Genomic DNA, 15,385 nt, shown 5'->3' with positions numbered 1-15,385 from the left:
TGCTGCGACGATGTTTTTGTACCTTTGTACGGTGAAACTACATGTATTCAATCCGGAGCACGACATCTCCCTTGGCCTCGACAGCTGCCGTTTTACGCTTCCCAAGGCCGTTGCGCATTTGAAGCGGGTGTTTGATTTCCTTCCGGTCATTTGGGCGGATGACGGCGATTTGATACTCGTCGACGACGTGGAAAGGGCCGTGGCGGGCTGTTCCAAGTTGGGGATGGGCCGCTCGGCAAGTGGCAGGAAAGGGTGGGGTGACGTCCTTTTTGTAACTCCCGACATGCTGGGTTCCGCCGAGTGGGCCAATCGCATCACTGCGATAGAGGGCTGGGGGATGGACAAAAAGCTGCTGACCGACATATGCACGATTCAACCCCGGCTGGCTCCGATGCTGCCCGGAGAATCGTATTTGGCGAATGTACGCAACATGAGCGCGCGCTTTTGGGCGGCGGAGAAGCTTGTCCCTAAATTTCAAACCCTGCCTCACGTGGTTGTCGAAGCCCGCCGGTTTTCCGATTACACCTTATTATATAATACACTTCAGGCGGGGAGACGCTATGTCGTGAAGGCTCCGTGGAGCAGCAGCGGGCGAGGGGTGCGCCTTTTGGAACCGTCTTTTGACGCCCGGTCTGCCGGCATGGGGCGGAACGTACACGTCGATTCCCACCAAGAAAACTGGATCAAGAATGTCATCAGAGCACAGGGATGTGTCATGCTGGAGCCTTATTGGGCCGGCAAAGTGATGGATTTTGGCATGGAATTTGAAGCCGATTCCACCGGCATACGCTATCAAGGATTGAGCATTTTCAAAGCGAAGAATGGCGCTTATCTGGGCAATCTGCTGGACACGGAAGAGAACAAGCGCCTACTTCTGGCCGCCCATGTGGACATGAAACTGCTGGACAAGCTGACGAAAGCCATCCTGCGGGAACTGGACGGATTGATTGTCGGCAACTATACAGGCCCTTTCGGCATAGACATGATGTTGCTGGAGGACGGACGAATCAATCCTTTGGTGGAATTGAACCTGCGCCGGACGATGGGTCATGTCGCCATTCAGCTTCATGCAAGGACGCGCCGCAAAGGTTGGATGGTGCTGAATCCGGCCGAGGCTTGTGTCGATGTCGTGGACTGAAGCTTTACGGGACGTTTCTCAAAAGGCTGCCGTTGCTTTGTAAAAGCTGCCTTTTGGCGTTGCAAAAGGATAGCTTTGGCGCGCTGAAAGGGCTGCTTTGAGCGGCAGAAAGGATAGCTTTTGGAAAATGACTGTCCGACACTTGCTCCCGAGGGGAGGGCTTTCGATTGAAAGCCGACCAATTGTTGGCTCATGGTCGTGGTGCCGTTCCGCTTCTTTCGTCAAGTTCCCGTTTGCTCATTTGGGCCAAACCATTTAATCGAAATTGCACAAAATTTACAAATTCACGAACTTTTTTAACTGAAACGGTTGCGTTTTGTAAAAAAAGAATTATATTCGCAGCTGTAAAATGTCTCCGCGAGGAGTAAAGCGTAAAACAACGATAATCGCTATGCAAAACAACAACGACAGGAGCGCGCAGGACGCGTCGGCGCCGTCACGGCTTTCCCACGGCACGTGGGATGGCGGATTGCGGCGGTTTCACCCCCTTGTTTGTTAGAAACGTTCCCATTTTGGAAGTTGCACAATCAGTGATTGATGTGTTTTGGCTGTGACCGCGAGGTCGGTTTCAGCACATGATGGTCGTATCGTATGTTCGAAGAGAGATTTTTCATTTGACACCAAAGAGAGATTCATTTATTTAATACCAAGAATGTATGGTTGAATTGTTTAAGAAAGAGATGGAAGTCTTGCCCCTCTTGTGCGGCAAGGCGAACGTCAGCCGAATCATTGTGGGGGCGATTGTCGGCTTTCTGTTCTTGCCACAAGCGGTGTTTGCCCAGGAAGGCAAGGACGTTCCCCAACAAGTGAGCAACACATCCAAGGGACAGTTGTACCGCGGAGTCGTCGTCGACGATGATGACCAACCGCTCGTCGGCGTCACCGTGACGGACAAGAGTGGCAGGACTGTCGCCGTGACAGACGTCAATGGCGAATACAAGGCCATGTTGTCCACAGGCCGTTCCACGCTCACGTTTTCGTATGTGGGCATGCGCAAGCAGGTGGTTCGCGTGGAACCTGGCAGGAAATACACCGTCAGGATGCAGTCCGACGCCCACCAACTCGGCGAGACGGTGGTCACGGGTATCTACACGCGCAAGAAAGAGAGCTTCACCGGTTCAGCTTCGTCCTTCAGACAGGAGGACTTGAAAGCCGTCGGCAACCAGAACGTTCTGCAAAGCCTCTCTGCGTTGGATCCGTCGTTTGTGATTGCTGAGAACAATCTGATGGGTTCGAATCCCAACGCGACGATGAAAGTGTCGATCAACGGGGCCACCAGCATCAACGGGCTGTCCGATGCTTACGGCACCGACCCCGACCGTCCGCTCTTCATCCTCGATGGTTTCGAGACCACCCTTGAGCGCATCTCAGACCTCAGCATGGACCGGGTGGAGAGCATAACGATACTGAAAGATGCAGCCTCGACAGCCATCTACGGCTCGAAGGCCGCCAACGGCGTAATCGTGGTGGAGACCAAGAAGCCCGAAGCCGGCAAGTTGCGCTTCACCTACAATGGAAACTTCCAGCTGAGCTGGGCCGACTTGACTGACTACAACCTCATGAACTCCCGTGAGAAACTCGAATTTGAAAAGATGTCGGGCTACTATGGCACTCTCGACGGCGAAGGAGAGATACTGAACGACTTGAATCGCGCCACCTATTACTCAAGATATAAAAAGGTGGTTGCAGGCCTGGATTCCTATTGGATGAACGAACCGCTGCGGCTCGGCTTCACCCAGGACCACAGCTTCAACGCCGAAGGAGGCGATTCGGCTTTCCGCTACGGACTCACGTTTCGATACAAGGACACCAAGGGCGTGATGAAAAATTCCGACCGACAGAACATCGACGGGTCGGTGGTCTTGTCCTATCGCATAGACAAATTCAACTTCACCAATCAAACCAACATCTATTACACCACGACCGATGACAATGTGGTGTCGTTCCGTCAGTTTTCTTCGGCCAACCCTTATTATGCCAAGCGTGACGAGAACGGCGAGGTGTATAAGGTCTTGGAATCCTACAGCACCTTGGGAGGCTCCCAATATGTTTACAATCCATTGTGGGACTTCAGCCAGAAGAGCTTCAGCAAGAGCGACAACGTCACGTTGAACAACAATTTCAACGTAGAGTATCGCCCCCTTCAGGGGCTTCGTGTCACGGGACGTTTTGGTTTTACAACCTCGCGGGGCACCGGCGAGACCTTCAAGTCTCCATTTGCCTCCACATTCACCAGCAGTACGGAACTGAAGCGGGGCAGTTATTCCAACCGCATCGGCAATAACACTTCTTTTGACGGCAGCCTGATGGTGAGCTATGGCGGCACGGTCGGCGGGCATACCTACAATCTGCTTGGAGGGGCGCAGGCGTCCGGGCGCAAGAACAGCGGCGACACCTATTCCGTGCGGGGCTATATAAGCGACCAATTCTCCAATCCCAACTTTTCCAATGGCTATCCAGATGGCGAGAAACCTGTTTCGTCCATCACCAAGACCCGCTCTGCCAGTTTCTACATGAACGGCAACTATGCCTACGACATGCGCTACCTGTTCGACTTCAATCTGCGTAGCGATGGCGCTTCGGTGTTCGGTGTGAACAATCCGTTCTCAACCACTTATTCCATCGGTGTGGCCTGGAACATCCACAACGAACACTTCTTCAAGAAGAACGATGTCGTCAACAATCTGAAGTTGAGATACACCTATGGCAAACCGGGCACCGACAACATAAACGCCAGGCTCGCCAACAACGTGTACGGCTATTACACGGCCAATGCCAATCCGTTTGGCCTCGCCGCCATCGTGTCGCAATGGGGCAACAAAAACTTGAAGTGGAAACGCACCCAGACCCACAACTTCGGTTTGAACGCGTTGCTTTTCAAGAATCGCTTGTCAGTGGTTCTCGACTATACGATTCGCAAGTCCGACCCGGAACTCATTCCCGTAGAGCAGCCTACTTCCACGGGTGTTTCGAGCATTCCTATGAATATCGGAGCAACGGACAACCATAGCTTCGCACTTACGCTCGGTTATGATGTCATCAAGCGTAAAGACTTGGTGTGGCACCTCACTGGCAACTTGCTGCACACCAAGACCACCTATTATAATATAGGTGACATCTTGGAAAAACTCAACGAGCAAGGCAGGGCTTCGCAAACCCTCACCCGCTATTATGACGGGGCAAGTACAACGGCCCTGTGGGCGGTCAGGTCGCTCGGCATAGACCCGATGAGCGGTAACGAACTCTTCCTCAAGAGAGACGGAACCTATACTTACAAGTGGGATTCCAACGAAGAGGTGGTGTGTGGAGACGCCACGCCGAAAGCGCAAGGCAACTTTGGAACCACACTCCGGTGGAAAGGATTCTCCTTGGGCGTGAATTTCGCCTATCGTTTTGGCGGCCAGGCAAAGCTCAACACGCTCTTGACCAAGGTGGAGAACATCAGCCAGACGTCCATCAAGTATAATCAGGATCGCCGCGCCCTGCACGACCGATGGCAGAAGCCCGGCGACCGCGCCAAGTTCAAGCGCATTGATGATACGTCGACGACCAACATTTCCTCAAGGTTTGTGGCTGACGAGAATACGATCGAGTGTACCAGCCTTACTTTGGGATATGAAAACACCACCGCTCGATGGCTGAACGTGGCTGGATTGTCGTCCATCTACTGTAGGATGTACACCAACAACCTGTTCCGCATTTCAACGATCAAGGAAGAGCGTGGCCTTGACTATCCTTTCTCAAGAAGTGTATCTGCTTCTATCGGACTTCGTTTCTAACATTAAAATACAGACAATGATGAATATATCAAAGATAATAAAGCTCGGATTCCTGTCCGTAGCTACCATGGCGACCATGACATCTTGTTCGGAATGGCTGAAGGTCGACTTGGAAGACTCCATTTTGGAAGGTAAACTCTACGAGAACAACGATGGATATTTTGCGGCTCTCAATGGGATTTACTCAAAAATGAACGAGACCTATGCCACAACGCTCAGCATGGGGATGATAGACGTGATGGCACAATATTATAATGTGGCAAAAAACAGCAACCATGCCTATTACATCGCTGCCAACTACAAGTATTCCGAGGAGAGCTTCAAGAGCCGGTCGAATGCCATCTGGACTTCGCTCTACTTCTACATAGCCAACCTTAACACGTTGATAGAGCATTGCGACGTAAGTGACAGCAAGCTTTCCGCCATCTATAAGCCATACGTCAAGGGTGAGGCATTGGCCTTGCGGGCTTTCTTCCATTTCGACTTGCTCCGCCTCTATGGCCCCATCTATTCGAAGGAGACGGAGAATGACAAAGCCATCCCTTACCAAGAGACGTCGTCGAAGGATGTCCAGCCCATCTTGACGGCAAAGCAGGTGGCTGAAAAAGTCATGCGCGACCTCGATGAAGCTTCTGAATTGCTCAAGGAAGACCGTATCCGCAAGGATGGGGTGGTGAATGGTGATGGAGAAGACCCCAATGAGACGACTTTGCTGCGCTATCGCCAATACCGTCTGAACTATTACGCAGTTCTGGCATTGAAGGCCAGACTCTATCTTTGGATGGGCGACAAGGATAATGCCTATGCCACTGCCTTGTCGATTATCGAGGAGAACAAGAAGAACAACACCTTTCCCTGGATAGCCAAAAAAGCCGTGACCGACAGCAGGAATCCTGATTGTATTTTCTCGACAGAGGTGATGTTCGCGCTCTACAACAGGTCGAGGGTAAAAGGTTATGATGCACTTTTCAGTCCTCAAGCCGACATGAAAAATACGCTCTATTTCAAGGGAGCGTCGTTGGCAGAGGGTGATTTGGAATCAAAACTTTCTTATTTCTATGACGATATGGGCGACTTGCGTCGCAGCAGCATGTGGATTGTGGAGGAATTGTCTTCCAATGATGAAGGAGGAATGTTGAACAAACAGAATGCGCTATGCTTCAAGAAGTTTGCAGACCTCAGCGAAGATACCAACTATCGCTACATGCAGCCGCTAATCCGGCTGAGTGAGATTTATTTGATTGCGGCAGAATGTGCCAAGACACCGGAAGAGGCCATAGGTTATATCAATGAAATTCGCAAGGCAAGAAACTGCGTGAACTTGGAGTTGTCCGCCACAGGTGGGGACAAGGAGATAGAGAACTATGTTTATCGCGAGTTCATGCGCGAGGAGATAGGAGAGGGACAGATGTTCTATTATTACAAGCGGCACGCGGCAGAGCAGATGATGTCCGGTACGGAGTTCGGCAAGCCGAATTATTGGACGGGAACGGTGACCGCTATGGAAGGTTCCTATAAGATGGAGCTCTCAAACTATGTCTGGCCCTTGCCGGAAGTTGAGGTCAATAAGAGAGTAAACAAATGAAAAGGAGGGATCAACGTATGAAAAAGAAAATATTTTCGATTTTGCTGCTTGCCGTCGTTCTCGCATCGCTGATAGGCTGTGAGAAAGAACTGATGAGTTATGAAGGCAAAGACTGTCTTTACTTTGATGTGCGGAGAGGGCAGGCGTGGATTGCGGAAAAGAGTTGGGCGCATTACAATTTCACGGAAGTGGCTTTTGGCAACATGACGACCAATGACACGACATTGACGCTGAAAGTGGGAGCTACTGGTGACATCAAGGATTACGACAGACCATTCGCTGTTGTCGTCAACCCCGACAGCACCACGGCCGAAGCAAATGTTGAATATGAAGGTTTGCTGTCGGAATACGTCATCAAGGCAGGGGAAACAAGTGCGGATGTTAAAATAAAGGTCAAGAAGACCGATCGCATGAATGGCGATACGGTCAAAATACAGCTGACCATCCAGCCGAACCAGTATTTTGACTTGATGTTTGATGATTTCGGAGATTCTCCCGGCCATTACGCTCCCATTGTCAACAAGAAGTTTGACGGCAACCACAATGCTGCTGTTCATAACGTGTTTGTCAATGATGTGCTCACGAAGCCTGCCGGATGGTATGGTTCTGCTACAGGAGGCCTTTTCGGGCAGTTCTCTGCCAAGAAGTATCGTTATATCATGGAAGTTACCGGCACAGACATCACGGCTTTCAAGGATGGCAATACAATGAGCTTTGCCCGTGCGCAAGCCGTCAGCCAAAAAGTGGCGAAGCAGCTGCTCGACGCAGCCATGAAAGAAACGCCAGTACTTGACGAAGATGGGAGTATGATGTGGGTTTCATACGTCAATATTCTTGGTGGAACACGTGGGTGGAGCCAATTTACCAAACCAGAGGAGTATTATAATAAATAAGTGAAGCTATGAAGAAATATTATATGATATATCTGCTTGGCGTTCTTACACTCTCGTCGTGTGTGGAAGATGAGGGCAACAACACCATGAATGCCATCAACGAGGCGCGGATAGAAGGAATTGAAGGCCAATACTACAAGGTGACGAACCTTGAAACGTTGGAAATTCCGGTGAAAGTGACGGGGACGTTGTCAGGCGACAAATCCGATCAGTTTACATACGAATGGTTCTTGTGCAACAATGCGCTGAATGAGAGTTATCACCGGCATCAGACCATCAGCAGAGAGAAAGACCTTTCTTTTCCTGTCAATGTCGTTCCAGGAGAGTATCGTCTCTTCTTTCGGGTGAAGGACAAAGACAGCAAGATGGTGTTCGAGAAACGTAGTGCTTTGAATGTGTTGAGTCCGTATGTGCGGGGCTTCTATGTTTTTGGCGACAAGGACGATGGAACTTGTGGAATAGACTTCATCAGTATGATGGAAGGACGGGATACAACCGTCATAGCTGGTTTGCTCGACAATACGCAAGGTATCAGAAGCGCGGAGAAACTTGTATTCATGGGACATAGTTACTCTATGGATTTTGAAGCACTCTGGGCGGTTACCAAAGACAACTCTTACGCGTTGAACAGTTCTGCCAATGAAACGAGGATTACTTTCAATACCGGCAAGAGTCTTGAAAATATGATTTTCCCATCCATCGAGGGGACGACGAAACCGTATGTGGTGAGAGGCTTGTTTCCAAAACCTTATGGAAAGGCGAACGATTGCATGTCCGGAAGTTTCAGATGCCTGCTGACCGACAAGGATGCCTTCTGGTGTTCGCAGATGCCCATGGGGGAATCCTATGGCAATCCTTTCAACTGCTATTCGGCCGGCTCAAACGACTTGGTGCAGTTGTCGCCCTACGTATTTTATCCGGCAACAGGAGGTTATGTGAGCACGTTGGCTTTTTACGACAAGACAAATCATAAGTTCGTGCGTGTCAACGGAGCTTCCTATGGCGTTACCAATCTTGCCGATTACAGTTTCTCTTCCGATTTGCCCTTTAGTGCAGACCAGACCAAATATACGCCGGCGAGAGACTTGGTCTATGGAGAGAATGCCAATACTGGTTATTCCTATGCTTTGATGAATGATGCCGACGGCAATTTCTTCGTTTATGTATTCCGTATCGTGAGATACACAGCTACAGGCATGCAACGTTCTTCCGCTCGGCAGGTAGACCTGTCGGTGGCCAAGGACTTCGCCAAGGCTTCGCACTATACGTTTTATTCCAGCCAGCCGATAATACTCTACGCAGTGAACAAGGATTTGTGGGCATACAATTACAACACCAACAAAGCAAAGAAGCTGAACAGTTTCAAGGGGAAAATCACATATCTCGCCATGGACTTTGATTCGGATGACAATCCTGACGACGTGATTGTCGCTACTTATTCTCCAACAGAGAAGGGCTTCGTATACAAGTATGAGATGAAAGACGATCCTAATGAGGTGTCATTTGCGGAAAAGCAATACAAGACAGGAAGTTATCCTTGGAAAACCAGCCTGAAAGTAAAGAGTGTCACTTATCGTAATTGTTCTGATTAATGGCTTAATCCCCCTGGATTGTGCAGGTTTGTATGACGAAGCCTGCACAATTTTTGGGGGAATCATAGAAAATCACTTCTTTGTTTATATCTATATAGGCACTTATTGAAGGTATCCGCTGTTCTGTTTAATTAATCCTTCTGTGATACGTATCTCGTATTCGGGAATAGGAAGATTCCAACGATTGGGGGCAATAGAGCCGAGCGTGGTGTCTCCAAGCAAATTGTTGGTGCGCATAAGATCCCATCGATATTGACCTTCATAGGCCAATTCCATGCGACGTTCTTTCAATATGGCACGGAGCAATGCTTCTGCTGTCGGGAAATCGGCAGCTGTATATAGTGCAGGCTTCTTGTCGTTTGGGAATGCGCGCTGGTGAACTTCATTGAGTTGGTCGATTGCCGCTTGGGAAATGCTATTGGAAGACCGTACCAGAGCCTCGGCGTAGGTAAGTTTGATTTCGGCCAAACGAAGATAAATAACGTCGTCGTACTTGCCTCCATAGTATTTGGCCGTCGTGTAATCGTTGGGATTATCGGCCGTCGAGCCGTGTTTGATTAGGTTGGTGCGGCGTACATCGTTAGCTTCATAATAATTAATGGCTGCCTTTGGGATATAAAAACTGACCTTGCGATAGTATGCCATGCCGTTGGGATAGTTCTTGGCGTATATTCTGCTTGGTTCAAAAAAGATCAGTTCCGTGCTGTATGTCGTCGGATCGGGATAGCTGCCGGCCTGCGAAAATTCATTGGAAGGGAAGAGATTGTTAGAATATTCGCTTGATAAAGAAGAGAACAGGTAGGCTGTGTTTTGGAGAACGGCATGGGCATAATCGGCCGCTAGCTTCAGTTCTTCCTGATTGTCTTTGTAAGAAGCCTTGTATAGATATACCCTGCTGAGCAGGCTTTGGGCTACGCTCTTTGTCGCCCTGATGCGTGATGAGGTTGCGGGAACGGCGTCAGGCAAGTCGGGAAGCGCTTCCGTGAGGTCTTTGATGATTTGCTGCCAACATTCGCTGTTCGTACTTCTGCCTTTTGAATCTTTGGGATTGTAACCACTGTAAGGTTCAAGAGTGAGCACGACTCCATCGCCCGCATCGTTGCCCAATAGAGCCTGGTCACCGAACATGGCCAACAGTTGGAAATAAACGTAAGCCCTGATGAATTTAGCCTCTGCTATATGTTGCCGTTTGATGGGTTCTGCATATTGCCCGTATTGCTCGATTCCCCGAATAATATTGTTGGAATAATCAATTGCATTATACCCCCAATGCCAGATTTGGTATAAGAAATTATCGTGTTCATTGGATGTATACTTACTTTCTTCTACAGCAACAAAGGTGGGGGAGGTGGCTCTTACCTTCAGATTGTCGGTTGTCAAGTCGCCTAATTCGAAGGTATAGCCCGAGTTTGAATAATTGTTTTGGTCTTGGGGGGCACCGCTCAGAAAGACATTCAGCCTGACATAACTGCCGGTCAAGGCAGCCAAAGCCGTTTTCTCATTGCGGTATACCTTTTCGTCTACGTATGTATTCTCGGGTTCCAGATCCAATCCGCAAGCTGTTATGAAAATTGTCAGCCCCAGAATCATACCGTTTTGTATATATTTGATATTCATATCGTTTTGTCGTTAGTGATTGAAAACTCTTTTCTTGTAAGGGTTTAAGTCACACTTGTCAGAAAGTTGCGCTTAAACCGAATTGCATACTGCGCGATGAGGGCATGGTGCTGTTGTCGTAGCCTGATAAAGTGGCGGACGAACCGAAGGCACTTACTTCCGGGTCTAAACCGCTATACTTGGTCAAAGTAAAAAGGTTTGTAGCCGTAATGTATAGCCGTAGTTGCCGACATAGCTTGGAACGTTTGAGCCATGTTTGTGGGAAACGGTAGGCCAAGGTAAGCGTTTTGAGGCGTAAGTATGAATTGTTTTCCAGAAAACGGCTTGACGTAATCGATGTAGTGTAATCGTATGCTCCGATGATTGACGTGTTTTTCAGCTTGGGAATATCCGTCTTTTGGCCGGGAAGCTGCCACAGTTTCATGATTTCAGATGACAGATTGTTAGCCTCCTGCGTATAGGTGAGCAAGGTGGCGCGTGTGCTGTTCATCATGTGACTGCCTAAAGCATAGTTGAAAAATATATCAAGTTCGAAGTTGCGGTAACTGAATGAGTTGGTGATCGAGCCGTAGACAGTAGGCATTGCCGTGCCATAGACAAATTTGTTGAGTTGCGAAGTGGCGTTCTGCGATGCGGGAGGTACGGTGGATACGGTGCCGTCTGCATAAACCCATAGCGGGTTTCCCGATTCGGGATCTACTCCGCCCCAACGATGAAGATACCATTGTGCAGCTGCTTTTCCCTCTTGGTAATACTTGAATGAACTGTTCAACTCGTCGAGTTGGTTGCCTTCAAAATTCAATTTCAGTATTTTGTTCGTCGCCGAGGATATGTTGAAGATGGTCTGCCATTGGAAATTCTTGGAGATAATGTTGTCACTGATGATTTGCAAGTCGAATCCCGTGTTCATCATATCTGCGATATTCTGATTCTCTTTGGTATAACCGGTATAAAGAGGGAGGTTGGACGAAAAGAGCATATTGGTCGTTTTCTTGTAATAGTAGTCCAATGTCAGCTTGAGCCTGCTTTTCAAAGCCTCAACATCTAAGCCCGCATTCCACGTGAATGTGTGCTCCCAGTTCAGGTTTTCGTTACCAGGTTGTGACATCTGTAGATAGTTGAGGCCTCCATAAGTAGTCAGTGTGTTCAACTTATAAGTGGCCTGTGCTCCGTAGTAACTATTGTTTCCGTCTTTGCTGGATAAGCCGAAAGAACTTCTTAACTTGGCTTGATTGATAAAAGGAAATGCTTCTCTGAAGAATTGTTCGTTGGACAAGCGCCAACCAATGCTGGCCGATGGTGTTCCTAAATAGCGGTGGTTGCGATTGAAACGCGAAGAGCCGTCCACGCGATAGGTCAATCCCAGCATGTATTTCATTTTCCATTGATAATTAAGGCGGGCAAAAGCAGATAACAAGGCAGACTTCACGGAGTATGCGCTTATGACACGTTTGCTTTGTGCTGCGCCTACACCAATCAGATCAGGGCTGAAGAAATTGGTTCCTGCTACAGAGTTGATACGGTCACGAACATATTCATAGCTTTGTCCAAAAACGCCTTGTATGAAATGATTGCCTATAATCTTGTTGATGTTCAGCGTATTGGTAATGACATATTTGAGGTTTAACTTGGTCGTCTCTTGCGCTTGATTGCCTGCCACTCCTTTCACATGTTCTGGTAAATCGCCTTTCCGAATAGAGGAGAAAACGTTATACATGTCTGTTCCCAATTCTGTGCGCCAGGTGAGCCAGCTCAGTGGATGCCATTCCAGATAGGTGTTGCCGATCACTCTCGTATCCTCGCTTCCTTCATCATTGATGTAGGCTTGCGCAACAGGGTTGTAGGTTTCAGGATCACCTTTACTGTTCGGAGCGAAGCCATAGTGATATTTTCCATCTTCATCATAGATGGGAAGGTTAGGCGCTTTCTTGATGGCTGCGGCATAAATCTCAGGAGCCTGTAGAGCATTGTTGTTTAAGCGTGAGATGGAAACATTGACGGCAAGATCGAGTTTAGGCGTGAGTTTCGTGTTTAGATTAAGCCGTGCTGAATAGCGTTGCATATCGTTGTTGATGACATACGACTGATTATTGGATGCAGCTAAACTCAAGAAATAAGTTGTTTTCTGTGAGCCTCCTGAAAAAGAAGCCGATACATTGTGGCTGACAGCTGTCCGTGTGACGGCATTGAGCCAGTCTGTATCGTGTCCCAATGGGAAATTCAATCCACTAAAATAATTGGAATAAATCTGTGAATATTGTTTGCCGTTCAATAATTTCAGTTTTCCCAGCGGTTGGTCTATTCCCAATGTATAGTTGATATTGATGCGCGGCCGCTCTTTGCTGCCTTTTTTTGTCGTGATGAGGATGACGCCCGAGGCCCCTCTCGACCCATAGATGGCCGTGGCAAACGCGTCTTTCAGGATTTCGATGGATTCGATGTCGTCGGGATTGAGGGTCGCCAACGGATTTTTCTCAAAGGAATATTTCAATTCCGTGTTATATTGTAATGACCCGCCGCCAGTCTGCATGCCCGTCATAGATGTGGCAGAGATGGCTCCACCTGAGACATCGGCCGAGTTGGACGATCGGTCTGTGCCATAGATTGGTACCCCATCGATAACATACAATGGATTATTGTCACCCATGATAGAACTTATTCCACGAATCGTCAGAACGTTGGCCGATCCCAATGCACCCGAAGATGTGGACATGAAGACACCGGGAGCTTTTCCTTGTAGCATTTGGTCAATAGATTGAAAAGCGATATCGTCAGCGAGTTTGACGGAAGACACCGCTCCTGTAAGGTCTCGCCGCTCTTGTTTACTATAGCCTGTTACCACAAGATCGGCCAAGGTGACGTCTTGGCTTTCGTACATTACCACATCTATTCGGTCTGACTTGCCTACTATTTTACGCTGAGCCTGGTATCCCAGCATACTGTAATACAGCGTATCGCCTTTCGATACGGTTATCGAATAGGCGCCAGAAGCGTTGGTAGAGGTATAAGCAGTGTTGTTTTTCAGTCTGATGGTTGCCAATTCAATGGGATTCCCGTTCTTGTCTACAACATTACCACTGACAGTCTTTTTTTGTGCAAAAAGCATTACAGACTGTGTCAAAACAAATAAAATTATAAAGGTTCCTCTTTTCATGTTTAGATAAATCAAAGGGGTCCCCTTTCCAAAATAATGATGGAAAGAGGAAGACCTTATGTGAGAAAACGGTTACTTAAAAATAGCGTTCCACGTGTCGGAGCCATAAGTATCATTCACTGTCGGGTTGACATAGTAGCCTTGCGACACTGTGTTATAGCCTCCGAAGAACCAGACGGCTTGCCCCATGAGGGCCGAAGAAGCACAACGGGTTCCGGTAAACGACTTTGGAACGACAAGTGGAGTCCAATGGATGGCGTCGGTAGAGCGGTAAACGAAGTTGCTGGGAATACGTGTTTCACCATCTTCGCCTAAAGTTTCGCCTCCGAACAAATAGATGATGTTGTTGTTGACAACAGCCTTCGACTGATACAGATTCTTGAAACCATCGACATCTTCGGCCACGACTTTCCAGGTGGTGCCATCTGTTGACGAGAAAACTCCATTCTTCATGTTTTTCGGACTGATATAGCTGGAAAAGCCACCTATCATATATAGCTTGTCTTTAAACGCGAACATATTGGTGCCAATGGTGGGTATTGTCAACTTCGCATCGTCGGCTACGGTTGTTGTCAGTACTTCCCAGTTTATTCCATCGGATGTAGAAAGCGTATTGCTGGAGCCTTGCATCATTCCGAATCCTATGGTATATCCGCCATGGACGTATAGTTTGTCGCCAAAGGGCGTTACTGTAGGATAGGGATTGTTATACGCGTACATCGCTTCTTCAGCTACTTCCTTACCGTTTTTCTTGATTTTTGTCTTGGAAAGAAGCGCTTCAAAACTCGTGCCATCTGTCGAAACATACGAGCGCCACTGTTTGATGACGGGCGAAGGACCAGTCCATCCGTCTTCCAATTCAGCCGGATTGCCGAACTTGTCCTTACCCAAAGTGCGCATACCGCCCAAAACGTAGAGCTTGTCCTTAAATGTTACCAAGCGTGCGCCTTCACCACCGATTACATCTTTGGCCCCTGACACGGTGTAGGGAACTTCACTCCAAGCCAATCCGTCGACAGAATTGAACAGTTGGTACAACTCTTCCATGTCATCAGGTGATTTGCCCGTTGCAGCTTTTGTAGAAATGACAAGTGCATAAAACTTACCTTTGAACACTGTTACATCCATCCATGATATCTTGGAAGGTAGTCCGTTGAATACCGACGCTTTTTTCTTAAAGCCCATCTCGGCACCCTTTGCCCGAACGATATTCAATGTATAAGTCATGGTTTTACCGCTCGAACCTTTTGCAGTAAAGCTGACGCCGGCTGTCGCATTGACAACAACGCCTTGTGCTCCTACAGGCTGATTGTTGTAAAAAACAGTTGCGTCAAGCGTAGGATCGAGCTTGACTGTTGCTTCAGATAGGGCAACATCCGTTACATCCCATGCCACGCTGTCATTCGTGTTTTCCAAAACACCGGCACCTCTCGGTTCCAATTTATAGGTAATAGAACTGCCAAGTGGGGTGATGCTACCCGAGACAATACCGACAACGGGTTCTTCCTCCTCTTTGGAGCAGGAGGAAAAGACTATTCCTGCACAAGCAAGTGCCACGATAAATAAATTCTTAACGCTCATAATAACTTGTGTTGAATGGTGAATAATATTAGGTAAAAGATAAAGA

Annotated in this window: 8 protein-coding genes; 5 read left to right on the top strand and 3 right to left on the bottom strand. The window is 48.2% G+C overall.

Annotation, left to right across the window (positions count from 1 at the left end):
• The first annotated feature begins 31 nt into the window (after positions 1 to 31).
• From K334_RS13205 to K334_RS0101120, 5 genes are all read left to right on the top strand, one after another.
• Positions 32 to 1,138, top strand: coding sequence for a hypothetical protein (locus K334_RS13205; RefSeq protein WP_051540607.1), 1,107 nt, complete (start codon positions 32 to 34; stop codon positions 1,136 to 1,138).
• Positions 1,139 to 1,794: 656 nt separating this feature from the next.
• The gene (locus K334_RS13200; protein WP_051218610.1) at positions 1,795 to 4,917 is read left to right on the top strand and encodes a SusC/RagA family TonB-linked outer membrane protein; all 3,123 of its coding nucleotides are present in this window, start codon (positions 1,795 to 1,797) and stop codon (positions 4,915 to 4,917) included.
• Between the two features lie 16 nt (positions 4,918 to 4,933).
• On the top strand, positions 4,934 to 6,502 hold the full coding sequence (locus tag K334_RS0101130; RefSeq protein WP_025881303.1) for a RagB/SusD family nutrient uptake outer membrane protein: 1,569 nt from the start codon (positions 4,934 to 4,936) through the stop codon (positions 6,500 to 6,502).
• 17 nt (positions 6,503 to 6,519) lie between these two features.
• Positions 6,520 to 7,395, top strand: coding sequence for a DUF4843 domain-containing protein (locus K334_RS0101125; protein WP_021590512.1), 876 nt, complete (start codon positions 6,520 to 6,522; stop codon positions 7,393 to 7,395).
• An 8-nt stretch (positions 7,396 to 7,403) separates the two neighbouring features.
• On the top strand, positions 7,404 to 8,987 hold the full coding sequence (locus K334_RS0101120) for a PKD-like family lipoprotein (RefSeq protein WP_025881307.1): 1,584 nt from the start codon (positions 7,404 to 7,406) through the stop codon (positions 8,985 to 8,987).
• Positions 8,988 to 9,089: 102 nt separating this feature from the next.
• On the opposite strand, the gene K334_RS0101115 is transcribed toward K334_RS0101120, so the two are convergent.
• The 3 genes from K334_RS0101115 to K334_RS0101105 all read right to left on the bottom strand — a co-directional run bounded on the left by K334_RS0101115 (position 9,090) and on the right by K334_RS0101105 (position 15,339).
• Positions 9,090 to 10,604: a RagB/SusD family nutrient uptake outer membrane protein gene (locus K334_RS0101115; protein WP_025881309.1), complete on the bottom strand. Its 1,515-nt coding sequence runs from the start codon at positions 10,602 to 10,604 to the stop codon at positions 9,090 to 9,092.
• Between the two features lie 58 nt (positions 10,605 to 10,662).
• Entirely contained in the window at positions 10,663 to 13,758 is a 3,096-nt protein-coding gene (locus K334_RS0101110; protein ID WP_027444380.1) for a SusC/RagA family TonB-linked outer membrane protein, read from the bottom strand.
• A gap of 72 nt (positions 13,759 to 13,830) precedes the next feature.
• Positions 13,831 to 15,339, bottom strand: a complete 1,509-nt coding sequence (locus tag K334_RS0101105) for a sialidase family protein (protein WP_025881313.1) — start codon at positions 15,337 to 15,339, stop codon at positions 13,831 to 13,833.
• Between the last annotated feature and the right edge of the window lie 46 nt (positions 15,340 to 15,385).

The organism is Segatella baroniae DSM 16972 = JCM 13447 (assembly GCF_000426585.1).
Classification (GTDB): domain Bacteria; phylum Bacteroidota; class Bacteroidia; order Bacteroidales; family Bacteroidaceae; genus Prevotella; species Prevotella baroniae.
Note: the sequence above shows the minus strand (reverse complement) of the source record. Positions and strands in the feature narration are given on the sequence as shown.

Bases quoted from the DNA above. Each gene is read 5' to 3' on its own strand.
- K334_RS0101105 (WP_025881313.1), bottom strand. From the start codon at position 15,339: ATGAGCGTTAAGAATTTATTTATCGTGGCACTTGCTTGTGCAGGAATA.
- K334_RS13200 (WP_051218610.1), top strand. From the start codon at position 1,795: ATGGTTGAATTGTTTAAGAAAGAGATGGAAGTCTTGCCCCTCTTGTGC.
- K334_RS0101130 (WP_025881303.1), top strand. From the start codon at position 4,934: ATGATGAATATATCAAAGATAATAAAGCTCGGATTCCTGTCCGTAGCT.
- K334_RS0101125 (WP_021590512.1), top strand. From the start codon at position 6,520: ATGAAAAAGAAAATATTTTCGATTTTGCTGCTTGCCGTCGTTCTCGCA.
- K334_RS0101120 (WP_025881307.1), top strand. From the start codon at position 7,404: ATGAAGAAATATTATATGATATATCTGCTTGGCGTTCTTACACTCTCG.
- K334_RS0101115 (WP_025881309.1), bottom strand. From the start codon at position 10,604: ATGAATATCAAATATATACAAAACGGTATGATTCTGGGGCTGACAATT.
- K334_RS0101110 (WP_027444380.1), bottom strand. From the start codon at position 13,758: ATGAAAAGAGGAACCTTTATAATTTTATTTGTTTTGACACAGTCTGTA.